A 21,647-nucleotide genomic window follows, 5' to 3' on the forward strand; every position below is an offset into this window, starting at 1 on the left:
CGCGCCGCCTTGCGTGCCTGGTGGGCCTCCCAGCGCGCACGGTCGCGCGCCCGGGCGCCGGCGTTGCGCTCCCACCTCTCCTTGCGGCGGCGGGCCCGGGCCAACTCCCGCTCCTCGAACGTCGCGTGCGACTCCCAGTCGTGCGCGGCCGCCGCCAGGGCGAGCAGGGTGAGGGCACCGATGGCGACGGCGGCCGCGAGGATCGGGTCGAGCAGCGCGAAGGCACCCACCGCGACGGCCAGCGCCACGAGGCCACCCACGACCAGCAGCGGGGACGGGCGGCGGGACGAGGGGCGGGGCTCGGTCACCGGACCAGTATCCGACGCCGGGACGCAGTGGTGGCGGAGCGTCCCCGCGGCCGGGGGTGCCGGACGGGCACCGTCCGGCGGCGACCCTTGCGCCCCGCTCCGCCGGTGCCTACGGTCGGGGTGCGGTTCAAGCAGCAGCCGCCATCCCAGTGCTGGTCGTCGTGTCGTTCGCGTCCGCAGGCTCACTGGTCCGGTTCCCGCCCGAGAGGCAAAACCCGTGACCGCTCCCTCGCCCGACCGTTCGCTCACCGCATCCGTCCTGGCCCCGCTCGCGCCGGACGCCCTGCCGTCGGCACCCCTCGCCCTCGAGGTGACCGGGACCACGGCCCTGCCGCGCCTCGTGCTCGCCGGTGAGGTCGACTGCACCTCGGCCCCCCGGGTCGGCGCGGCCCTCGACGAGGTGCTCGCCGCCGCGCCGCGGGACGTCGTCGTGGACCTGACCGCCGTCACCTTCCTCGACTCCGCCGGGCTCTGCACCCTGGCTTCGGCGCACCGCAAGGCCCTCGCCGCCGGCGGCCGCCTGCGGGTCCTGGCCGCCACCCGGGCGGTGGTCCGGCCGCTGCAGATCACCGGGTTGTGGGACCTGTTCGGCGGCGAGCAGGTCGGCGGCGCCGCCTCCTGATCCCGCCCGCAGCCACCTCCCGGGGGCCGGGGGCGCGCCGCGGCTGCCCGCGGGGCAGACTCGGGTGGCGACGCCCGGGTCCCGACCGGGTGCCGGGAGCGGACGAACGAGGAGGACCACCGTGCGCGATGCGGTCATCTGCGAGCCCCTGCGGACGCCGGTCGGCGGGTTCGGGGGGTCGCTCCGCGACGTCCCCGTCCAGGAGCTGGCGGCGACGGTCATCCGTGCGCTCGTGGAGCGCACCGGGCTGCCGCCGGAGTCGGTCGACGACGTCCTGCTCGGCCACTGCTACCCGACGATGGACGCGCCGGCCCTCGGCCGGGTCGCCGCCCTCGACGCGGGTCTGCCCGTGACCGCCTCGGGCATCCAGGTCGACCGCCGGTGCGGCTCGGGCCTCCAGGCGGTCATCTACGCCGCCCTGCAGGTGCAGTCCGGCGCCTCCGACGTCGTCCTGGCCGGTGGTGCCGAGTCGATGAGCAACGCGCCCTTCTACTCGACCGCCATGCGCTGGGGCGTCAAGCCCGGGCCGGGTGTCCTGCTGGAGGACGGGCTCGCCCGCGGCCGGGTCACCGCCGGCGGGCAGAACCACCCCGTGCCCGGCGGCATGCTGGAGACCGCCGAGAACCTCCGCCGCGACTACGGCATCGGCCGGCAGGAGCAGGACGAGTACGCCGTCCGCAGCCACCAGCGGGCCGCGGCCGCAACGGCCGGGGGCCGGTTCGCCGACGAGATCGTGCCGGTCACGGTGAGGGGCCGGAAGGGCGACACCGTCGTCGACCGGGACGAGCACATCCGCCCCGATTCGAGCGTGGAGACCCTGGCCAAGCTCCGCCCGATCCTCGGCAAGAACGACCCGGACGCCACCGTCACCGCCGGCAACGCCTCCGGCCAGAACGACGGCGCCGCGGTCGCCATCGTGACCCACCCGGAGAAGGCCGCCGAGCTCGGGCTGCGCCCGCTGGCGCGGCTGGTCAGCTTCGGCGTGGGCGGCGTGCCGCCGAAGACCATGGGCATCGGCCCGGTCCCGGCCACCGCGAAGGCGCTCGCCCAGGCCGACCTGAAGCTCTCCGACGTCGACCTGATCGAGCTGAACGAGGCGTTCGCCAGCCAGGTGCTCGCCGTCGCGAAGGAGTGGGGCTTCACCGACTCCGACTGGGAGCGCACCAACGTCAACGGCTCGGGCATCTCCCTGGGCCACCCGGTGGGCGCCACCGGGGGCCGGATCCTGGCGACGCTGCTGCGCGAGATGGACCGGCGCGGCGCCCGCTACGGGCTGGAGACCATGTGCATCGGCGGCGGCCAGGGGCTGGCCGCGCTGTTCGAGCGGGTGTGAGCGAGACTCCGTCCGACCGTCGTCCCACCGCACCGAGGAGCGCTGCCGCATGACCACGTCCCCCACCGGTTCCGCCCGCGTCGCGATCGTCACCGGAGCCGCCCGCGGCATCGGTGCCGCCACCGCGCTGCGGCTGGCCCAGGACGGTTTCGCCGTCGCGGTGCTCGACCTGAAGGAGGACGACGCCCGCGGCACGGTCGAGGCGATCGAGGCCGCCGGCGGCCGCGCGCTGGCCGTGGGGGCCGACGTCGGTGACGCCGAGCAGGTGCAGGCGGCCGTCGACCGGATCGCCGCGGAGCTCGGGCCGCCGGTGGTGCTGGTGAACAACGCCGGCGTCACCCGGGACAACATGCTGTTCAAGATGTCCGACGCCGACTGGGACATCGTCATGCACGTGCACCTGCGCGGCTCGTTCCTCATGACGCGTGCCGCCCAGAAGCACATGATCGACGCCAAGTGGGGCCGGATCGTCAACCTGTCGAGCACCTCCGCGCTCGGCAACCGGGGCCAGGCCAACTACGCCACCGCCAAGGCCGGCCTGCAGGGCTTCACGAAGACCCTCGCCATCGAGCTGGGCAAGTTCGGCGTCACCGCCAACTGCATCGCCCCGGGCTTCATCCAGACGGAGATGACCAAGGCGACCGCCGAGCGGATCGGCGAGGAGTGGGAGTCCTACGTGCAGAAGCGCGCGGCCGCCATCCCGGTGGCCCGCGCCGGCGTGCCCGAGGACATCGCGCACACCGTGTCGTTCTTCGTCAGCGAGGGGGCCGGGTTCGTCTCCGGTCAGGTCGTCTACGTCGCCGGCGGGCCGAAGGTCTAGGACGAGGGGTCGCGGTCGGGGTAGCGCGCGCGGGCGAGGGCGTAGACCCCGAAGGCGGCGAAACCGGCCGCGACCCCGCCGAGCAGCCACGGCCCGGCCCCGACCCCGGCGATCGCCGTCATCGCGCCGTCCAGGCCGGTGGCGGTCGAGACGTCGTGGGAGGCGGCCGCCTGCCACAGCAGGACGCCGACCAGCGCGAAGGCGATCCCCTTCGCCAGGTAGCCGACCCGGCCGAGGACCTCGATCGCCGGTTCCCAGCGGTCGGGGGCCGCGGGCAGGTCGATGTCGCGCATGAAGCCGGCGGTGCAGCCGCGCACGAAGGTGTAGACGCCGACGCCGACCACCCCGGCCGCCACCGCGCCCACGAGCAGCGCGCCGCCCGGGATCGCCAGCGTCTCGCCGGTGAGCTCGCGCAGCCGCTCGTCCGCCTCGTAGTCGAGGCCGAGCGCGGACAGCAGCGCGGTGAGCCCGAGGACGCCGTACACCGCACCCTTGGCCAGGCACTTGACGCAGACGACGGCGGTGCGCAGCCGGTGCTCGCCGTCCAGCAGCCCGTGCCACCAGAGCAGCACCTCGGCGGCCTGCCAGACGGCGAGCGAGAGCATGCCCGTGCCGATCGCGACCAGCAGCACCCGCCCGCCGGGCCCGCCGGCGACGGTGAGCAGCGCACCGGTCTGGTCGGGGTCGGCACCGCGCAGCCCCATCGCCATGCGCAGCGCCAGCACGGCGATCAGCAGGTGCATCGCGCCGTAGGCGACGAGGCCCGCGCGGGCGAGGTGCACCAGCACCGGGTGGTCGGTGACCCGGCGGACCCGGACGACGACGTCGTGGAGGCGGTGGCCCAGCGCCCGGACCGAGGGCGCCGGCGGGCTCACGTCCGCTCGGGGTAGCGGGCGCGGACGAAGCAGTAGGCGCCGAAGGCCGCGATCCCGACGGCGATCAGCGTGAGCAGCACCGGCCCGGCGGGTGCGGTCAGCACCGTGTGCAGGGCGCCGTCCAGGCCCGAGGCCTTGGCGGGGTCGAAGGTGACCGCCGCCCACACCAGCAGTCCGCCGACGAGCCCGAGCGCGACCCCCTTGGCCGGGAAGCCCACCTGGCCGAGGCGGGTGACCAGCCGCCGGGCCGAGGTGGAGCAGCCGCTCAGGTCGATCTCCTTGAGGAACCGCTTCGTGACGCCCTTGTGCACGAGGTAGACCGCGACGCCCACGACGACCAGCCCGGCGGCGCCGACGAGCCAGCGGCCGGCCGGCCAGCCGAAGACGCCGGCGGTGGCCTGCTGCTGCGACCCGCCGCCGGACTGCCCGCCCCCGGTGGCGAAGCGGATCGCCAGCACGGCGAGCGCGGCGTAGACGACCGCCTTGGCCGCCGCCTTCACCGTCTTCTCCACCGCCCTCTTGCGGGCCTCGCCCGACGCCGACCAGCCGTGCCGCCAGCGGAGGATCTCGGCGGCCTGCCAGAGCGCCAACGCGACCAGCCCGACCGCGAGCACCCACAGCAGCGGCGTGCCCAGCGGTTGCTGGGCGAGCGTGGCCAGCGCGCCCGACTGGTCGGCCTCCTGCCCCGCGCGTCCCCACGCCAGCTGGAGCGCCAGCCAGGCGATGAGCAGGTGCACCAACCCGTAGGCGACCAGCCCCACCCGGGCCAGGTGCTCCAGGGCGTCGCTGTTCCCGGCCCGGCCGGCAGCCGCCCCGGCCCTGTCCTGCACGCTCATGTCCGTGCCTTCCTGACCTCGGTCCTCCCGCGGTTCGCGGAGATGATCAGCGTGGCACGGCCCACGTCCCGGTGCCTCCCCGCCGGGCGCGCGGCGTGAGGGACACTGGGCCCGTGGCGAACGGAACCGGAATCCTCTCGGCCGGCACGGTCAGCGCGGCGACCCCCGAGGTCGCCCGGCGGACCTGGCCGCGGTGGCTGGCCCTGGGCCTGGCGATGATCGCGGTCGCGGTGGTCGCCGTCGTCTGGGACACCGGCGCCCGCCTCCTGCTCGGCGCCGTGGGGCTCTTCCTGGCGGCGCGCGGATCGGTCCTGCTCCGCGGCGCCCGCTCCGGAGCCGTCCCCGACGAGGTGGCGGGGCGGGCGCGCTCCCTCGGCACGGCCGCCGTCGTGGCCGGCGCCGCGGGCCTGGCCGTCGCCGTGGCCTCGGCATCCCTCTCCTCGACGGTGCTCCTCGTCGGCGTCCCCCTGCTGCTGCTCGGCACCTCCCTGGGCCTGCTCGGCCGTGGTGGCCCCGCGCGGCGCGGCGGGCAGGCGCTGCTGGTCTGGTCGGTGCTGGTCACCGGCCTCCTGGTCGTCACCGGGCTGTTCCAGAGCTGGGACCGGGCCGCCGACGTCGCCACCGTGGTGGCCGCGCTGGCCGTCGCGGTGCTCGGCGTCCCGCTGCTGATCGGCGCGGCCAACCTGCGCTCGGTGGCCGCGGCGCCCGCGCCGGCCCCGGCCGGGCAGGGCTGCGGCGGCTGCGCCTGCGGCGCGGGGGGCTGCGGCGCCTGACCGCGCGCGCATGGCCGGCGGGCCCTGGGTATGGGCCCGCCCGTGAGCGGACACGTCTTCGTCGTCGGGGCGGACCTGACCCGGCTGGCCTGCGACGACGTCCTGGTGCCCACCGACCGCTCGCTGCGGGTGGCCCGCGGCTGGTGCTCCGTGCTGCCCGACGAGCTGATCACCGACCGGCAGGCCGACGGCGACTGCGTCGCCATGTCGTGGACCGGCGACGAGCGGGTGCTCGAGGTGCCCGGGGACGGCCCGCGGCGAGCCTGGCTGGTCGACACCGTCGACGGCGGCCCCGACGGGACGGGCAGCCGGGGGCTGTCCTGGCTGCTCGACGGGGCCCGCGAGGCGCTGGCCGCCGTCGCCCGGCGGGAGGTGCACGAGCCGGTGCACGGGCGCGCGCGGCGGCTGGTCGGGCTGCCGGCGCTGGGCACGGGCTGGGGCGGGGCCGCCGGCGAGCGCGGAGCGCTCCTGCAGCAGCTGCTGCCGGTGCTGCGCGAGGCCGCCGATGAGCACGGCTTCGACGTCGCCCTGGTGCTGCGGCGGCCCAGCGACCTCGCCGCCGCCCAGCGCGTGCGGCGCGGCGAGGAGGGCGGCTGGGAGCTGCCCGGGCAGCTGCGGGAGCTGGCCGTGGACCTCGGCGAACGGGCCCGCCGGGGGCAGCTCGCCGTCTTCATCGGGGCGGGGGTCAGCGCGGCCGCAGGGCTGCCGACGTGGGAGCAGCTGGTGGACGAGCTGGCGACCCGGTCGGGTCTGGACGACGCGCTCCGCGCGGGGCTCGCCGGGCTGCCGGCCCAGGACGCGGCGGCGCTGCTGGCCCGCGAGCTGGGCGCCCAGGAGCTGGCCGCCTTCGTCGAGAGGCGGTTCGGCCCCGGCCCCTACGCCCTGGCGCACGCGCTGATCGCCGACCTCCCGGTTCAGGAGTTCGTCACCACGAACTACGACCCGCTGGTGGAGCTCGCCGCCGGGGACATCGGCCGGCAGGTGACCGTGCTGCCCCACGACGAGGCCCGGCCTGGGTCGCCGTGGCTGCTCAAGCTGCACGGGGACGCCGCGCACCCGGAGAGCGTGGTGCTGACCCGCGAGGAGTACCTGCAGTTCGGCAACACCGGGGCCGCGCTGGCCGGCGTCCTGCACTCGCTGCTGCTGACCCGGCACGTGCTCTTCGTCGGCACCTCGATGCTGGACGACGACCTGATCCGGATCGCCCACCAGGTGCGCACCGCGCTGCAGACCCAGGGGTCGGGCACGGCCCGGCGCACGGGCACCGTGCTCGCCCTGCAGGAGGACCCGGCGCGCGCCCGGCTGTGGGAGCAGGACGTCGAGACGGTGGCGATGTGCCCCGCGGAGGCCGCACCGGCCGAGGCCGCCCGGCGGCTGGAGGTCCTGCTGGACCTCATCGGCTGCCTCTCCACCCCACCCACCGGCTACCTGCTCGACCCCGCCTACCGGGGGCTGCTCGACGAGGAGGAGCGGGTGCTCGCCGACGCGCTGGCCGCGGTTCCCGCCGCGCTGCCCCGGGACGCCTCCTCCACCGTCGGCCAGGAGGTCGCCGGGCTCCTGCGCCGGCTGGGCCACGGCAGCTGCGGCGGGGACGGGGCGGAGCCGCCCGCCGACGTCGCCACCCGGCCTCGCGACGACCGGACCCAGGAGCAGCGGCCGGGCTGAGCGGTTGCGCACCGGCGCGGGTGGGCACGGCAGCCCCCATGCCACGTCTGGAGAACAGCCTGAAACTGCTGTCCAAGGGCTACGCCTGGCTGCCCGACGAGCGCCGGCGGGCGGGCAGGCACGCGGTGGGCGTGCGGCTGGGCGGGATGCCGGCCGTCGGCATCGAGGGCCCGGAGGCCGCGCGCTTCCTCTACGACGAGGACCACGTGCGCCGCTCGCACGCCATCCCCGAGCCGGTGCAGGGCACGCTGTTCGGCAAGGGGGCGGTGCACACGCTGGACGGCGAGATGCACCGGGTGCGCAAAGCGATGTTCGTCGCGCTGCTCATGCGGGAGGACGGCATCGCCTCGCTGGTGGAGCGGACGACCGCGGCCTGGGACGCCGCGGTGCCGGCGTGGTCCCGCCGGTCGGAGATCGTGCTGTTCGACGAGGCGAGCCGCGTGCTCGCCGGCTCCGTGGCCCGGTGGGCCGGCGTCCCCGTGCGCGACGGCGAGGTGCCCGAGCTCGCCCGCGACATGGTGGCCATGGTCGACGGCTTCGCCACCGGCGGGCCGCGGCACTTCCGGGCGCGCCGGGCCCGCGGCCGCCGGGAGAGGTGGCTCACGCAGCTGGTCCGGGACGTGCGCAGCGGGCAGGCCGAGGTCGAGGAGGGTTCCGCGGTCGACGTGGTGTCGCGGCACCGGGACGCCGACGGCACCCAGCTGCCGGCGGACGTGGCCGCCGTCGAGCTGCTCAACGTCATCCGGCCGACGACGGCGGTCGCCTGGTTCGTGGCGTTCTCGGGGCACGCGCTGATCCGCTGGCCGGGCAACCGGGAGAAGCTGGCCAGCGGGGACCCGGCGTTCGCCGAGGCGTGGGCGCACGAGGTGCGGCGGTTCTACCCCTTCGCGCCGTTCATCGGCGGCCGCTCGCCGGGGCGAAACGAGTTCGCCGGGGAGGAGATCCCGGAGAACGCCATGGTGCTGCTGGACCTGTACGGCCAGAACCACGACCCGGAGCTCTGGGACAGCCCCTACGCCTTCCACCCCGAGCGGTTCCTCGGTCGCGAGATCGGGGAGTGGGAGCTGGTGCCGCAGGGCGGTGGCGACCCCCGGACCAACCACCGCTGCCCCGGGGAGCAGATCACCGTCGCGCTGCTCTCGGCCCTCGCCGTCCGCCTGGCGCGGCTGCAGTACGAGGTGCCGGAGCAGGACCTCGCGATCGCGCTGCACCGCATCCCGGCGAAGCCGAGGAGCGGCGTGGTCCTCCGGGTGCGCGGCGCGACCTGAGGCCCCCGCGGGCAGTCGTTGCAGCGGCAGTGGAACGGCTCGACCCCAGGGGGAACCGGTCACGTCGCCGCCGACCCCGGCGCGGGATGCGCGGGCAGCAGCACCGGTCAGCGCGGATCGAGCCGCTTCAGCTCCGGGGGGAGCTCGCCGGCGTGCACCACGCCCAGCCGCTGCGTGGCCCGGGTGAGCGCGACGTAGAGGTCGTTGTGGCCGCGCGCGCCCTCGGTGAGGATCCCGACCGGGTCGCCGACCAGCACCGAGTCGAACTCCAGGCCCTTGCTGCCCTCGGGGGTGAGCACCACGGGCCCGGCGGTCAGGTCGCCGTCGGCCGAGGCGGCGGGCACGCGGGCGCGGACGGCGTCGGTCACGGCCGCCAGCCGGCTGCGGGGCACCACGACGCCGAGGGTCCCCTCCTCCCGGTCGAGCTCGGCCGCGGCCTCGGCGAGGGCCGCGACCAGCTCCTCCTCGGCGACGGCGCGGGCCCACGGCTGCTCGCCGGTGGAGCGCACCGACCGGGCCGCCGAGGTCCCCGCCCCGCCCGCGGCCAGCACGTCGGCGGCGACCTCCATGATCTCCGCGGGCGTCCGGTAGTTGACGGTGAGCTCCTCCAGGCGCCAGCCGCGCAGGTCGCGGGGGCCCAGCGCCGGCTCGAGCACCTCGGCCCAGCTGCTCGCGCCGGCCGCCGAGCCGGTCTGGGCGACGTCGCCGACCAGGGTCATCGACCGGGTGGGGCAGCGGCGCAGCAGCACCCGCCAGGCCATGGCCGAGAGCTCCTGCGCCTCGTCGACGATGACGTGCCCGTAGGTCCAGGTGCGGTCGGCGGCGGCCCGCTGGGCCGTGGACCGCACGTCGCCGACCTCCTGCCGCTCGGCCAGGCCCTCGGCGTCGAGGAGGTCGCCGGCGGACAGCTCCTCGGACTCGTCCTCGGTCTCCCAGTCCGTCGAGCGGGAGCCGTGCAGGAGGTCCAGGGTCTCCTGCGCGTGCCGCAGCCGCCGCTGCCGCTCCCGGCGGGCGGCGGCCCGCTCGGCGCTGTCGTCGACCCCGAGCAGCTCGTCGGCCTCCTCCAGGAGCGGCACGTCGGCCGGGGTCCACGGCGCGGACGCCGGCCGCCGCAGCAGCTCGCGGTCGGCCTCGGACCAGCCGCGGGTCGCCGTCGCCAGCCGCCGGGGGTCGGCGAAGAGGTCGCGCAGCAACCGCTCGGCGGTCAGCCGGGGCCAGAGCCGGTCGACCAGCTCGTGCACGGCGGGCTCGCTCGCGACCTCCTGTCGCAGGGCGGCCCGATCCGCCCGGCCGAGCAGGTTGCCGCCGTCGAGCACGTCCGCGCCCAGCTTGTCGGCGTACTTGCCGGCGAGCAGGTCGACGACCGCGCGGGCGAACGCCGGCCGGGCCTCGTTGTGCAGCCGGGAGACCGCCCGGGCGCGGCTGCGCGCACGGGCGGCGTCGGCCTTGGTGAAGCGCAGCGGCGTCCCGTCGACGGTGAGGGTCGTCGCGGCGTCGAGGACGGCCTGCCGGTCGCGGACGGCGGCGGTGACGACGTCGACCATCGCCAGCCGACCCTTGACCACGGCGACCTCCGGGGCCTCGGCCGCGTGCGCCTGCAGCCCGGGCCGCAGCCCGCCCATGTCGGTGAGCACCACGCCGGTCTCGCCGAGGGAGGGCAGCACGTCGGCGATGTAGCCCAGGAAGGTGGGGGAGGGGCCGACGATCAGCAGCCCGCTGCGGGCCAGCCGCTCGCGGTGGGTGTAGAGCAGGTAGGCCGCGCGGTGCAGGGCGACGGCGGTCTTGCCGGTGCCGGGGCCGCCCTGCACGACCAGGACGCCGCGGTGGTCGGCCCGGATGATGCGGTCCTGCTCGGCCTGGATGGTGCGGACGATGTCGTTCATCCGGCCGGTGCGGTGGGCGTTGAGCGCGGCCAGCAGCACCGACTCGCCGGCCAACCCGGACCGCTGCGCGAGGTCGGGGTCGGAGAGGTCGAGGCTCTCGTCGGTGACGCCGACGACGGTGCGCCCGCGGGTGCGGATGTGCCGGCGGCGGCGCACGCCGAGGTCGTGCAGGGGCGTGGCGGTGTAGAAGGGCTGCGCCGCGGGGGCGCGCCAGTCGACGAGCAGCGGCTCCTCGCCGCCGTCCTCGGCGAAGAGGCCGATCCGGCCGACGTACCGGGGGACGTCGGTGCCGTGCCGGTCCAGCCGGCCGAAGCACAGCCCGCTGTCGGCGGCGTCGAGCGCGACGATCCGCTGGGTGTGCAGCTCGACCGCGGCTTCGCGCTCGCCGACCGCCTGCGGGTTGTGCGGCACGGTGGCCAGGGCCTCGTCGAGCCGGGCGACGGTGCGGGCCCGGACCTCGTCGAGCCGCCGGTGCAGCGCGCTGACGTAGGCCTGCTCGGCCGCGATCCCGTCGTCGCGGGACCCGGTCGCACGAACTGTCGTCACAACCTCTTCGCTCTCTGGTGCTGGGTGCGCTGGGCATGGCGCGTGCCGCCCGGGCAGCTGCTCATTCTGCGCACGCGGACCCGCCCGGGCGCCGTGCCTCGCGCACTAGCGTCGCGGGGGTGGCGCAGATTCCCGGTATCGACGTCCCCGACACCCGCGGCCGCACCGGCCTGGACCGCGCGGGCCGCGACCTCGACGGCAACCCGCGGGTGCGGGTCACCGACGTCGAGCTCGTGGCCACCGCCTGGCACGTGCTGCGCCGGACCACCTTCGAGTACCGCCGCGCGGACGGCACCTGGGTGACCGAGGCGCGGGAGACCTACGACCGCGGCAACGGGGCGACCGTCCTGCTGCACGACGTCGCCCGCGGGACCGTCCTGCTCTCCCGGCAGTTCCGCTTCCCGGTGTACGTGAACGGCCACCCCGACGGCATGCTCCTCGAGGCCGCCGCCGGGCTGCTCGACGAGGACGACGCCGAGACCGCGATCCGCCGCGAGGCCGAGGAGGAGCTGGGCGTGGTGGTGGGGGAGCTCGAGCACGTCTTCGACGTCTGGATGAGCCCCGGCTCGGTGACCGAGCGGCTGCACTTCTACGCCGCCCCCTACACGGCGGCCGACCGCACGGCCGGCGGCGGCGGGCTCGCCGAGGAGGGGGAGGACATCGAGGTGGTGGAGCTGCCGTTCGACGAGGCGCTGCGGATGGTGGACGACGGCCGGATCGCCGACGCGAAGACGATCATGCTGCTCCAGTGGGCGGCGCTGCGCGGCCCGTTCGCCCCGGGCCGCCGGTAGCCCGGTGCCGGATTAGTTCGCGTTCCATCGCAACTCGGCGGACACCTCCTGGACACACCGGTTCCCTAACGTCGTCGGCACGACGACGAGGGGAGGACCAGCCATGAGCACCGCGACGAAGGAGCGCACCACGTGGGTCTGCGACAACTGCCACGGGCGCGAGCTCAGCGCGCGCAAGCGCTGCCGCGACTGCGGGACGTCCCGCTGCTGACCCGGCCCCGGTCCCCGGTGGCTCAGGCGGCGGGTGGCGCGCCGCGCAGCCGGACGACGGCGGCGCGGTAGCGGCGGCCGCCCGGAGCCGCCAGGCCAGCCGGGTACCGGCCGGCAGGCCCCCGAGCAGGCGGGCGCGGTCGGCGGCGCCGCAGTCCTCCAGGGCGAGCCCCAGCCCGGAGAGCCCGCAGCGCGCGGTGCGCGTGATCGCCGCCCACCCGGCATCGGGCAGGTGCGCGTCGAGCAGCGGGAGGAGAGTCGCCTCCTCGTCGGCGGTCTGGGCGTCGACGTCGTCGGCCAGCCGCCGGCAGGCGCGGGCGAGGGTCTCCCGCGCCCGGCCGCTGCCGGAGCAGGACCACTGGCGCGCCGCGGTCTCCAGGTCGCGCAGCCCGGCGTCGGCGTGCGCGCAGGCGCTGGTCCACCCCGCGGCGGTGGCGGCGACGGCCGGGCGGCCGCCCACCGGGCGGCAGCGGTTCTCCGGGCGGGTCCGCCGGCTGTGCGGGGGCCCCGGCGGCGCAGCGCGGTGCGTCGCCCCGGCCTCACGGAGCGGGGGAGCGGAGCGGCCGGAACCGTTCCGGTTGAGGCGCGCGGATCGACCACAGGCGGCGTCCGTTCCACTACGGTCGGGCCCGTGGGCAGCGTCGTTCCGCGCAACCGGGTCAACGTCAGCGGCCTGCCCCAGGGACGGCCGATGGTGTTCGCGCACGGTTTCGGCTGCGACCAGACGCTGTGGCGGCTGGTCGCCCCGGACTTCGCCGTGGACCACCGGGTCGTGCTGTTCGACCACGTCGGGTCGGGGCAGTCGGACCTGTCGGCCTACGACCCCGAGAAGTACGACTCGCTGGACGGGTACGCGAGCGACGTCGTCGAGATCTGCCGCGAGCTGGCGCTCACCGACGTCGTCTTCGTCGGCCACTCGGTGAGCGCGATGATCGGCGTGCTCGCCCACCACCGGGCCCCCGAGCTCTTCGGCGCCATGGTGATGGTCGGGCCCAGCCCCCGGTACGTCGACGAGGAGGGCTACGTCGGCGGGTTCAGCCGCAGCGACGTCGCCGGGCTGCTCGACGCGCTGGACAGCAACCACCTGGGCTGGTCGGCGCAGATGGGCCCGGTGATCATGGGCAACCCCGACCGGCCCGAGCTGGCCGAGGAGCTCACCAACAGCTTCTGCCGCACCGCCCCGCACATCGCCCGCCAGTTCGCGCGGGTCACCTTCCTGTCGGACAACCGCGCCGACCTGCCCGGCGTCCGGGTGCCCACCCTCGTGCTGCAGTGCAGCGCCGACGCGATCGCGCCCGACGCCGTCGGCGAGTACGTGCACCGGCAGATCCCCGGCAGCGTGCTGGTGCGCATGCGGGCCACGGGGCACGTCCCCCAGCTGTCCGCGCCGGAGGAGACGACGGCCGCCATCCGCGCGTTCCTGACGCCGTGACCGCCGTGACCGCCGTGACCGCCCCGGACGGCACGCGGTGACCGGCCTCGGGGACGCGGGGAACCCGCTGGAGCGCCTGCTCGACGAGGACCCGGCCGACCTCTACGAGAACGCGCCGATGGGGTACCTGTCCACGCTGCCCGACGGGCAGATCGTGAAGGCCAACCGCACGTTCTGCGCATGGACCGGCCGGTCGCCGGAGGACCTGCTCGGCCACCGGCTGCAGGACCTGCTCAGCGTCGGCGGCCGGGTCTTCTACAACACGCACCTGCTGCCGCTCCTGCGCCTCCAGGGCTTCGTGCGCGAGATCGCCATCGACATCACGCGGATCGACGGCTCGCTGCTGCCGTGCCTGCTCAACGCCGTCGAGGTGCGCGACGACGACGGCACCCCCCTGCTGGTGCGGGCGACCCTGTTCGAGGCGACGGCGCGGCGCCGCTACGAGCGGGAGCTCCTGTCGGCGCAGCGGCTGGCGGAGGAGTCCGAGGCCCGCTCGCGGGTCGTGCAGAAGGTGGTCTTCGACCTGGCGGCCGCGGCGACGCCGGAGGACGTGGCCACGGTGATCGTGCAGCGCGGGCGTGCGGCGCTGCGGGCCGGCGGCGCCGCGCTGGTGCTGGTGGAGGGGGAGGCGGACGACCCGCAGGAACTGCCGGCGCTGCGGCCGGTGCGCTCGGAGGGTGTCTCCCGCGAGCTGCTGCGGCGGCTGCGTGACGCCGCCGGCAGCCGGCTGGCCCTGGAGCTGGCCCAGGGACTGCGCTCGATCGTGCTCGACGACCGGCTGCGGGCCGACCAGCCGGAACTGGCGGCGGCGATGGCGGCCGACGGGCTGACCGATCTCGTCGTCGTCCCGGTGTCGGCCGACTCCAAGCGGCTGGGGGTGCTGGTGCTGGCCCGCGGTACGGCGGCGCGCGGCGACCTGATCAGCCTCGAGGAGCCGGGCGAGCACCGGCCGCTCACCCCGGCCGAGGTCGACCTGCTGTGGACCCTGGGCCGGCAGGCGGGTCAGGCGCTGGAGCGGGTGCGGCTGCACGAGGAGACCCGCCAGCAGGGCGAGCGGGCGGCGTTCCTGCTCGAGGCCGCGCGGCTGATGAGCGAGGCCCGCGACGTCACCGAGACCGTGCACCGGCTGGCCGGGCTGGTGGTCTCCCGGCTGGCCGACGTGTGCGTGATCGACATGGTCACCGAGCACGGCCTGCACCAGCCGGTCGCCAGGCACCGGGACCCGGACCGCCAGCCGGTGCTCGACCGGCTGCGCGGGAACCACCCGACGGCGCGGTCCCCGCTGCACCCCTCGGTGCGCGCGCTGCGCGAGGGGCGGACGCAGTGGATCCGCGACCTGGACGAGGCGCGGGCGGTGCTCGACGCCGTCGCCCCCGACGACGCGTTCCGGGAGGCCGTCGGCCACCTGGAGCTGGTGGGCGTGGTCGGCGTGCCGATGATCGTGGACGGCCGGCGGCTCGGCGTGGTCACGTTCGGCGCCGACCGGCACCGCGCGCCGTTCACCGCCGCCGACGTCGAGGTGGCCGAGCAGCTGGCCCTGCAGCTGTCGCAGGTGGTGGACAAGGCGCTGCGGCTGGAGTTCGAGGAGCGCACCTCCCACACCCTGCAGGCGAGCCTGCTGCCGCCGTCGCCCCCGGCCGTCCCGGGGCTCGCGACGGCGGTGCGGTACCTGGCGGCGACCCAGGGGGTGGACGTCGGCGGCGACTTCTACGACGTCGTCCGGCTGCCGGGGGACCGGGTCGGGCTCGTGGTGGGCGACGTCGTCGGCCACGACATCACGGCGGCGGCGACGATGGGGCAGCTGCGCAGCGTGACCCGCGCGATGTCGGTCGACCGGCCCTCGCCGGCCGTGCTCGTCGACCGGCTGCAGCGCAACTGGGAGCTGTTCGAGCTCCAGCGCATGGCGACCGCGCTGTTCGCGACGCTGGACCCCGCGACGGGGGAGCTGAGGATCGCCTCGGCCGGGCACCTGCCGCCCCTGCTGTGCGCCGGCGGCCGGGCGGAGCTGCTGCCGGTGCGCCCGACCCGCATGCTCGGGGCGCCGCCGGCGCCGGCCGTCGAGTGGAGCGGTGTGCTCCCGGAGGGAGCGGCGCTGCTGCTGTTCACCGACGGCCTGGTGGAGAGCCGGGGGGCCGACCTGGACGCGGGGCTGTCCCGGCTGGTCGAGGTGGTGGCGCGGACGTGGTCGGGGGACCCCGAGCAGCTCTGCGACCGGCTGCTGTCGGAGCTGACCGGGGAGCACCGCGCCGACGACATCGCCCTGCTGGCGCTGACCCGCACCTGACCGCGGGCACCGACCACCTACCGGACCCCGCGGTTCGGGGTCACCATGGGGAGCGCGACCTCGGGAGGAGGCGGTGATGGACTCGTCGGCTCGTGGGAACCCGGTCACCGACGCCATCGACGGCGCGACCGGTGACTGGACGCTGTCGGGGGACGCCATGCGCTGGTCGCCCGAGCTCGCCGAGCGGAGACCGGCGACCGGTGAGCTCGGGGGTCTGGACGCCGGATCGGGCATCGGCGCGGCGCTGGGCCTGGACGTGCACGGGGTGCGGCGGCTGGTCTCCGGGGCGCTGGTCTCGCTCGGCTCGGTCGCCTCCGACGTCGTCACGGAGCTGCGCCAGCTGACCCGCGGCGACCCGGACGAGGGCCCGCCCGGCGATCCCTCCCGCGGGTGAGCCGGGCGCAACGGGGGGCTGCCGGGCGCGGCGGTGCGGGCGCCCTGTAGAACGGGTGTGAGCACGGCCACCCGAGGGAGTCGCATGAGCAACTCGTTGACACTGGCGCCCGCACCGCGGTCCGAGGCAGCCGAGCAGGTGCGGGCGGAGGTGCGCGAGTTCCTCGCCGCCGAGCTCGCCGCCGGGACCTTCCAGACGCACGTGGACACCTGGCTGTCCGGCGTCGACCCGGCGTTCTCCAAGAAGCTGGGCGAGCGCGGCTGGCTCGGCATGACCTGGCCCAAGGAGTACGGCGGGCACGAGCGCTCGGCGATGGAGCGCTACGCCGTGACCGAGGAGCTGCTGGCCGCGGGCGCCCCGGTGGCCGCGCACTGGATCGCCGACCGGCAGTCCGGGCCCAACCTGCTCACCTACGGCACCGAGAAGCAGCGGCGGGAGATCCTGCCGCGGATCGTCGCCGGCGAGTGCTTCTTCGTCATCGGGATGAGCGAGCCGGACTCGGGCTCCGACCTCGCCTCGATCCGCACCCGGGCCACCCGCAACGGCGACGGCGACTGGGTGGTCAACGGTGCGAAGGTGTGGACGTCGAACGCGCACCACTCGCACTACGGGATCGTGCTGGTGCGCACCTCGCCGGCCGACCCGTCCAGCCGGCACGCCGGCATGTCGCAGCTGCTCGTCGACCTCTCGCTGCCGGGCATCTCGATCAACCCGATCCGCATCCTCGACGGCGGCCACCACTTCAACGAGGTGGTCTTCGAGGACGTCGTCGTCCCCGGCGACATGCTGCTGGGCGAGGAGGGCAACGGCTGGCACCAGGTGACCGCGGAGCTGGCCTTCGAGCGCTCGGGCCCGGAGCGGTTCCTGTCGACCTACCCGCTGATCGCCGAGTTCGGCCGCCGGGTGGCCGAGACCGGCGACGCCGCCCAGCTGGCCGCGCTCGGCCGGCTCTCGGCACGGCTGCTGGCGCTGCGGCAGATGTCGTTGCGGATCGCCGCGGCGCTGGACCGCGGCGAGCTGCCCAACATCCCGGCGGCGCTGGTCAAGGACGTCGGGACGACGTTCGAGGCCGACGTCGTCGAGGAGGTGCGCAAGGTCGTCGACGTGACGCCGTCGCTGGCCTCGCCGGACCCGCTGGCGCGGGCGCTGGCCGAGGCGCAGCTGCACCAGCCGGGCTTCACGCTGCGCGGCGGGACCAACGAGATCCTGCGCGGGATCGTGGCACGTGGATTGGGGCTGCGCTGATGAGCGACCAGGACCTGGTGGTCGAGACGGTCAAGGACATCCTGGGCCGCTTCGAGCCGTTCGTGCTCACCGCCGAGCGCCGTTGGGACGCCGGGCTGTGGTCGGCGCTGGCCGACGCCGGGCTGACCGGGGTGGGCCTGCCCGAGGAGGCGGGCGGCTCGGGCGGCGAGCTGGCCGACGCGGTGGCGATCGTGCGGACGCTCGCCGCCGGTGCGGGAGCGGTGCCGGTGGCCGAGCAGCTGCTCGTTGCGGGCCCGGCGCTGCTGGCCGCGGACCTGGAGCTGCCCTCGCCGGAGCAGCCGACGACGTTCGCCGTCGCCGCCGGCGTCACCGTGCACCCGGTCGACAACGGGGACGGGCCGGGGCGGTTCACCCTCTCGGGCACCGTCGCCGACGTGCCCTGGGCAGGTGCGGCCCGGCACGTCGTCCTCCTCGCCCCGGCCCCGGCAGGGATGGGCGGGGCGGTGCTGGCGCTGGTCGACGCCTCGTCGCTGCCGGCGGACGACGCCGCCAACCTGGCCGGGGAGCCGCGCGCGGCGCTGGTGCTCGACCAGGTCGCCGCCGCCGGTGCGCTGCTCACCGAGGCGCAGGCCGGCGAGATCCGGGCCCGCTACGCGCTGGCGCGGTCGGTGCAGCTGGCCGCCGCCCTGGAGCAGGTGCTGGCCTGGACGGTGCAGTACGCGGGCGAGCGGCACCAGTTCGGCCGGCCGCTGGGCAAGTTCCAGGCGATCCAGATGGAGCTCGCGGAGATGGCCGGCGAGGTCACGGCGGTGACCGCGCTGACCGACGCCGCCGTCCAGTCGCTGGACCGGGGCGAGAACGTCGTCCTGGCCGCCGCCGCGGCGAAGGTGCGGGCCGGCGCCGCCGTCGAGGTGGTGGCCCGGCTGGCGCACCAGGTGCACGGCGCGATCGGGTTCACCCAGGAGCACAAGCTGCACCACCTGACGCGGCGGCTGTGGTCCTGGCGGGACGAGGCCGGCAGCGAGCTGGCGTGGTCGACGGTGCTGGCCGCGGGGCTGCTGGCCGGCGGCCCCGACCAGCTCTGGCCGGCGCTGACCCGCGCGGTCTGAGCGGGTGGTCGCCGGGCGGGGTCCGCTGGCCGACGTCACCGTCCTGGACCTGACCTCGACCTTCCTCGGGCCCTACTGCGCCGAGCTGATGGCGCAGATGGGTGCCCGTGTGATCAAGGTCGAGCCGCCCGAGGGCGACATCATCCGGTACGTGGCCGACGAGCGGCACTCGGCACTGGGCCCGGCGTTCCTCACCTTCAACCGCGGCAAGGAGTCCGTCGTCCTCGACCTGACGACGACCGCCGGCCGCGACGCCCTGGACCGGCTGGTCGACACCGCCGACGTCTTCCTGCACAACATGCGCCCGGGGGCGATGCGCAAGCTGCGCATCGACCCGGGGGCGGTGCGGGCGCGCAACCCGAGGCTGGTCTACTGCCACGCCGTCGGCTACGGCTCGGCCGGGCCGTACCGGGACGAGCCCGCCTACGACGACGTGGTCCAGGGCGTGTCGGGGATCGCGGCGGTGCAGGGCGGCACGGCGGAGCCGCAGTACGTGAGGACGCAGGTCGTGGACAAGACCGTCGGGGTCATGGCGCTGGCCGCGATCCTCGCCGCGCTGCACGAGCGCGACGTGTCGGGCGAGGGCCAGGCCGTCGAGGTGCCGATGTTCGAGTCGATGGCGACCTTCCTGCTCATGGAGCAGCAGGGGCAGCGGGTCTACGCCGGCCGCACCGGTGGCACCGGGTACGCGCGCACCGCCTCGCCGCACCGCAAGCCCTACCGCACCGCGGACGGCATGATCTCGGTGCTGCTCTACACCGACGGCCAGTGGCGCACCTTCTTCCGGCTGATCGACCGCCCGGACCTCGCCGACGACCCGGAGCTGGACGGCATCCGGGGGCGGACCAGGCGGATCGACGAGCTGTACGCGCTGGTGGAGGAGGCGCTCGCGCAGCGGACGACGGGGGAGTGGATCGAGCTGCTGCGCGCGCACGCCGTCCCCGCGATGCCGGTGCACACGATCGAGGACCTCTTCGCCGACGAGCACCTCGCGGCGGTGGGGCTGTTCGAGGACGTCGAGCACCCCTCCGAGGGGCCGCTGGTGCACGCCCGCCTGCCCTGGACGTTCTCCCGCAGCGGCGCGCCGCACCTGCCCGGCGCGCCCGCGCTCGGGGAGCACTCCGGCCCGGTGCTGCGGTCGGTGGGGCTCGACGACGACGCCATCCGGGCGGCCACCGGCCGGCCGCACCACCCCGCCGGCGAGCCGCACGCCGGCCCACCCGCCTGACCCGCAGCTCCTACGGCGACGAGCCCGCCGCGCGATCGGCCAGGGCGAGCAGGACGGCGGCGGCCAGCACGCAGCCCGCGATCGCGGTGAACCCGGCCCCGTAGCCCACGGCCGTGATGAGCGCCCCCACGGCGACGGGCGCCACCACGCGGCCGAACTGGACCGCGAGCGCCTGCTGGCCCGACACCGCGGCGAACACCGGCTGGGGCACGACCTGCCCGAGCAGCGCGGGCCGGGCGATGTTGAGGACGCCGAACCCCGCGCCGAACAGGAGCACGAACACCACGGTCGCCGCCGGCTGGGGGAGCAGGAACAGCGCCGCCACCCCGGCCGCCTGCCCGAGCAGCATCGCCGCCGTCACGCGCCCGATCCCCACCCGCGCGGCCAGCACCGTCAGCACGATGCGTCCGGTCACCGAGAGCGCGCCCAGCCCGCCGGCCGCCAGCGCGGCCAGCCCCGCCGGTGCGCCGGCCTCGAGCAGGTAGGCCACGAGGAAGACGGCCACGGCGGCGTTGGCCACCATCTGCAGCGCCGCGGCCAGCGTCAGCCAGCGCACGGCGGGTCGCCGGTAGGCCGCGGCCGGGCCGCGGTACGGCGCCAGGTCGACGTCGGGCGCGGGGGCCGCGGCGGCGGGGCGCGGGCCGTCGTCCGGACGGCCGTCGGGCACCAGGCCCAGGTCGGCCGGCGACCGGCGCAGCACCAGCGCGTGCGGCAGCGCGCACGCCGCCACGACCGCCGCGAGGACGACCAGCGCCGGGCGCCAGCCCACGCCGTCGATGAGGAGCTGGGAGGTGGGCAGGAAGATCGTCGAGGCGAACCCGGCGACCACCGTCAGCGTGAGCAGCGCGCGCGGGCGGTCGCGGCGGAACCAGGTGTTGATGACCGCGTACGCGGGCTCGTACAGCACCGCGGCGCTGGCCAGGCCGATGCCGGCGAACGCCAGGTACAGCTGCGCGAGGTCCCCCGCCTGCGACCACGCCAGCACCGACGCGCCGCCCAGCAGGCTGCCGGCGGTCATCACCCACCGCGCGCCCCACCGGTCCAGCCAGCGCCCGACGACGACGGCGCCCAGCCCGCTGAGCGCGAGCGACAGCGTCAGGGCCCCGGAGAGCTGGGCGGTCGTGGCGCCGAGCTCCTCGCGCATCGGCACGAGGAAGACGGCGAAGGAGTAGTAGAGGACGCCGTAGGAGACGGTCTCGGTGACGGCGAGCGCCCAGACCATCCGCCAGCCGGGGAAGTCGCGGCGGCGCGCGACCGGCAGGGTGGACCCGCCCCGGCTCAGCGTGCGCTCACTTCCGGCGGGCGATCTTGCCGGAGCCCGCCTGGTCCAGCGGGTAGACCAGCACGTCGGCGATGACCACGTGCGGCGGCTGGTTGGCGACCCAGGTGACCACGTTGGCGATGTCGGCGGCCACCAGCGGCGTGACGCCCTCGTACACCGCGGCGGCGGCGTCCTTGTCGCCGTGGAAGCGCACCTCGGAGAACTCGGTCTCGACCATGCCCGGGTCGACCTCGCTGATCTTGACGCCGCTGCCGAGCACGTCCATGCGCATGCCGCGGGTGATCCGCTCGACCGCTGCCTTGGTGGCGCAGTAGACGGTGCCGCCGGGGTAGACCTCCCGCCCGGCGTTCGACCCGATGTTGATCACGTGGCCCGAGCCGCGCTCCACCATGCCGGGCAGCACGGCGCCGGACACGTTGAGCAGCCCGCGCACGTTGGTGTCGAGCATCCGGTCCCAGTCGTCCGGGTCGTCCTCGTGCAGCGGCGTCTTCCCCCGGGCCAGGCCGGCGTTGTTCACCAGCACGTCGATCGGCGACCAGCCGTCGGGCAGCGAGCCGAGCACCTCGTCGACCTGCGCCCGGTCGCGCACGTCCAGGGCCACCGGCAGGACGGCGTCGCCGTGCTCGGCGCGGAGCTCCTCGAGGCGGTCGGTGCGCCGGGCCGCGGCGACGACCCGGGCGCCCTGGGCGAGGAAGGCGTCGACGCAGGCGCGGCCGATGCCGCTGGAGGCGCCGGTCACGAGCACGACGGGGGTGGTTGCCATGGGGGCCTTCTTCCGTGGG

At 76.0% G+C, this 21,647-nt stretch carries 19 protein-coding genes; 13 read left to right on the forward strand and 6 right to left on the reverse strand.

The window, feature by feature from the left end:
* A partial coding sequence (locus tag E9549_RS20735; RefSeq protein ID WP_236828484.1) for a hypothetical protein occupies window positions 1–308 on the reverse strand: 308 nt, incomplete at its 3' end.
* 217 nt (window positions 309–525) lie between these two features.
* Between E9549_RS20735 and E9549_RS24345 the strand changes: the two genes are divergently transcribed.
* The 3 genes from E9549_RS24345 (at window position 526) to fabG (ending at window position 3,083) form a co-directional block, all read left to right on the forward strand.
* The gene (locus E9549_RS24345) at window positions 526–930 is read left to right on the forward strand and encodes an STAS domain-containing protein (RefSeq protein ID WP_236828485.1); all 405 of its coding nucleotides are present in this window, start codon (window positions 526–528) and stop codon (window positions 928–930) included.
* Between the two features lie 121 nt (window positions 931–1,051).
* Window positions 1,052–2,263, forward strand: a complete 1,212-nt coding sequence (locus E9549_RS20745) for an acetyl-CoA C-acetyltransferase (protein ID WP_236828486.1) — start codon at window positions 1,052–1,054, stop codon at window positions 2,261–2,263.
* A 49-nt stretch (window positions 2,264–2,312) separates the two neighbouring features.
* Window positions 2,313–3,083: a 3-oxoacyl-ACP reductase FabG gene (gene fabG / locus E9549_RS20750; protein ID WP_236828487.1), complete on the forward strand. Its 771-nt coding sequence runs from the start codon at window positions 2,313–2,315 to the stop codon at window positions 3,081–3,083.
* Here fabG and E9549_RS20755 read toward each other — a convergent pair.
* A complete protein-coding gene (locus E9549_RS20755; protein WP_236828488.1) occupies window positions 3,080–3,958 on the reverse strand; it encodes a DUF1206 domain-containing protein in 879 nt (292 codons plus the stop codon). The two genes, fabG and E9549_RS20755, sit on opposite strands and share 4 nt — an antisense overlap.
* Window positions 3,955–4,794 carry a DUF1206 domain-containing protein gene (locus E9549_RS20760; RefSeq protein WP_236828489.1) on the reverse strand — a complete coding sequence of 280 codons (840 nt, stop codon included), beginning with the start codon at window positions 4,792–4,794 and terminating at the stop codon, window positions 3,955–3,957. The genes E9549_RS20755 and E9549_RS20760 overlap by 4 nt, the downstream gene beginning before the upstream one ends.
* 113 nt (window positions 4,795–4,907) lie before the next feature.
* Here E9549_RS20760 and E9549_RS20765 point away from each other — a divergent pair, with 113 nt between their 5' ends.
* The 3 genes from E9549_RS20765 to E9549_RS20775 are packed head-to-tail and all read left to right on the forward strand — an operon-like array spanning window position 4,908 to window position 8,500.
* Entirely contained in the window at window positions 4,908–5,567 is a 660-nt protein-coding gene (locus tag E9549_RS20765) for a hypothetical protein (protein ID WP_236828490.1), read from the forward strand.
* A gap of 42 nt (window positions 5,568–5,609) precedes the next feature.
* On the forward strand, window positions 5,610–7,232 hold the full coding sequence (locus E9549_RS20770) for an SIR2 family protein (protein WP_236828491.1): 1,623 nt from the start codon (window positions 5,610–5,612) through the stop codon (window positions 7,230–7,232).
* A gap of 38 nt (window positions 7,233–7,270) precedes the next feature.
* Window positions 7,271–8,500 (forward strand): cytochrome P450, encoded by a 1,230-nt coding sequence (locus tag E9549_RS20775; protein ID WP_236828492.1) that lies wholly within the window; start codon window positions 7,271–7,273, stop codon window positions 8,498–8,500.
* A gap of 107 nt (window positions 8,501–8,607) precedes the next feature.
* Here the strand turns inward: E9549_RS20775 and E9549_RS20780 are convergent, their stop codons facing one another.
* Window positions 8,608–10,929, reverse strand: coding sequence for a helicase (locus E9549_RS20780; protein WP_236828493.1), 2,322 nt, complete (start codon window positions 10,927–10,929; stop codon window positions 8,608–8,610).
* A 119-nt stretch (window positions 10,930–11,048) separates the two neighbouring features.
* Here E9549_RS20780 and E9549_RS20785 point away from each other — a divergent pair, with 119 nt between their 5' ends.
* The 7 genes from E9549_RS20785 to E9549_RS20815 all read left to right on the forward strand — a co-directional run bounded on the left by E9549_RS20785 (window position 11,049) and on the right by E9549_RS20815 (window position 19,583).
* Complete coding sequence (locus E9549_RS20785; RefSeq protein ID WP_236828494.1) at window positions 11,049–11,720, forward strand: NUDIX domain-containing protein; 672 nt, start codon at window positions 11,049–11,051, stop codon at window positions 11,718–11,720.
* An 841-nt stretch (window positions 11,721–12,561) separates the two neighbouring features.
* On the forward strand, window positions 12,562–13,362 hold the full coding sequence (locus E9549_RS20790) for an alpha/beta fold hydrolase (protein WP_236828495.1): 801 nt from the start codon (window positions 12,562–12,564) through the stop codon (window positions 13,360–13,362).
* A 37-nt stretch (window positions 13,363–13,399) separates the two neighbouring features.
* The gene (locus E9549_RS20795; RefSeq protein ID WP_236828496.1) at window positions 13,400–15,646 is read left to right on the forward strand and encodes a SpoIIE family protein phosphatase; all 2,247 of its coding nucleotides are present in this window, start codon (window positions 13,400–13,402) and stop codon (window positions 15,644–15,646) included.
* Window positions 15,647–15,722: 76 nt separating this feature from the next.
* The gene (locus tag E9549_RS20800) at window positions 15,723–16,040 is read left to right on the forward strand and encodes a hypothetical protein (RefSeq protein WP_236828497.1); all 318 of its coding nucleotides are present in this window, start codon (window positions 15,723–15,725) and stop codon (window positions 16,038–16,040) included.
* Window positions 16,041–16,124: 84 nt separating this feature from the next.
* Window positions 16,125–17,285 carry an acyl-CoA dehydrogenase family protein gene (locus E9549_RS20805; RefSeq protein WP_236828498.1) on the forward strand — a complete coding sequence of 387 codons (1,161 nt, stop codon included), beginning with the start codon at window positions 16,125–16,127 and terminating at the stop codon, window positions 17,283–17,285.
* A complete protein-coding gene (locus tag E9549_RS20810) occupies window positions 17,285–18,355 on the forward strand; it encodes an acyl-CoA dehydrogenase family protein (protein WP_236828499.1) in 1,071 nt (356 codons plus the stop codon). The genes E9549_RS20805 and E9549_RS20810 overlap by 1 nt, the downstream gene beginning before the upstream one ends.
* 4 nt (window positions 18,356–18,359) lie before the next feature.
* Window positions 18,360–19,583, forward strand: coding sequence for a CaiB/BaiF CoA-transferase family protein (locus tag E9549_RS20815; RefSeq protein ID WP_236828500.1), 1,224 nt, complete (start codon window positions 18,360–18,362; stop codon window positions 19,581–19,583).
* A 10-nt stretch (window positions 19,584–19,593) separates the two neighbouring features.
* Here the strand turns inward: E9549_RS20815 and E9549_RS20820 are convergent, their stop codons facing one another.
* Together E9549_RS20820 and E9549_RS20825 are read right to left on the reverse strand one after the other, a co-directional pair.
* On the reverse strand, window positions 19,594–20,805 hold the full coding sequence (locus E9549_RS20820; RefSeq protein ID WP_236828501.1) for an MFS transporter: 1,212 nt from the start codon (window positions 20,803–20,805) through the stop codon (window positions 19,594–19,596).
* 67 nt (window positions 20,806–20,872) lie between these two features.
* Window positions 20,873–21,628 (reverse strand): SDR family NAD(P)-dependent oxidoreductase, encoded by a 756-nt coding sequence (locus E9549_RS20825; RefSeq protein WP_236828502.1) that lies wholly within the window; start codon window positions 21,626–21,628, stop codon window positions 20,873–20,875.
* Window positions 21,629–21,647: the final 19 nt, after the last annotated feature.

The organism is Blastococcus sp. MG754426 (assembly GCF_021699055.1).
In the GTDB taxonomy this organism is placed as follows: domain Bacteria; phylum Actinomycetota; class Actinomycetes; order Mycobacteriales; family Geodermatophilaceae; genus Blastococcus.

Excerpts from the sequence above, each read along its gene's own strand:
- fabG (WP_236828487.1), top strand. The coding sequence starts at position 2,313 with ATGACCACGTCCCCCACCGGTTCCGCCCGCGTCGCGATCGTCACCGGA.
- E9549_RS20760 (WP_236828489.1), bottom strand. The coding sequence starts at position 4,794 with ATGAGCGTGCAGGACAGGGCCGGGGCGGCTGCCGGCCGGGCCGGGAAC.
- E9549_RS20775 (WP_236828492.1), top strand. The coding sequence starts at position 7,271 with ATGCCACGTCTGGAGAACAGCCTGAAACTGCTGTCCAAGGGCTACGCC.
- E9549_RS20800 (WP_236828497.1), top strand. The coding sequence starts at position 15,723 with ATGGACTCGTCGGCTCGTGGGAACCCGGTCACCGACGCCATCGACGGC.
- E9549_RS20805 (WP_236828498.1), top strand. The coding sequence starts at position 16,125 with ATGAGCAACTCGTTGACACTGGCGCCCGCACCGCGGTCCGAGGCAGCC.
- E9549_RS20810 (WP_236828499.1), top strand. The coding sequence starts at position 17,285 with ATGAGCGACCAGGACCTGGTGGTCGAGACGGTCAAGGACATCCTGGGC.
- E9549_RS20820 (WP_236828501.1), bottom strand. The coding sequence starts at position 20,805 with ATGGTCTGGGCGCTCGCCGTCACCGAGACCGTCTCCTACGGCGTCCTC.
- E9549_RS20825 (WP_236828502.1), bottom strand. The coding sequence starts at position 21,628 with ATGGCAACCACCCCCGTCGTGCTCGTGACCGGCGCCTCCAGCGGCATC.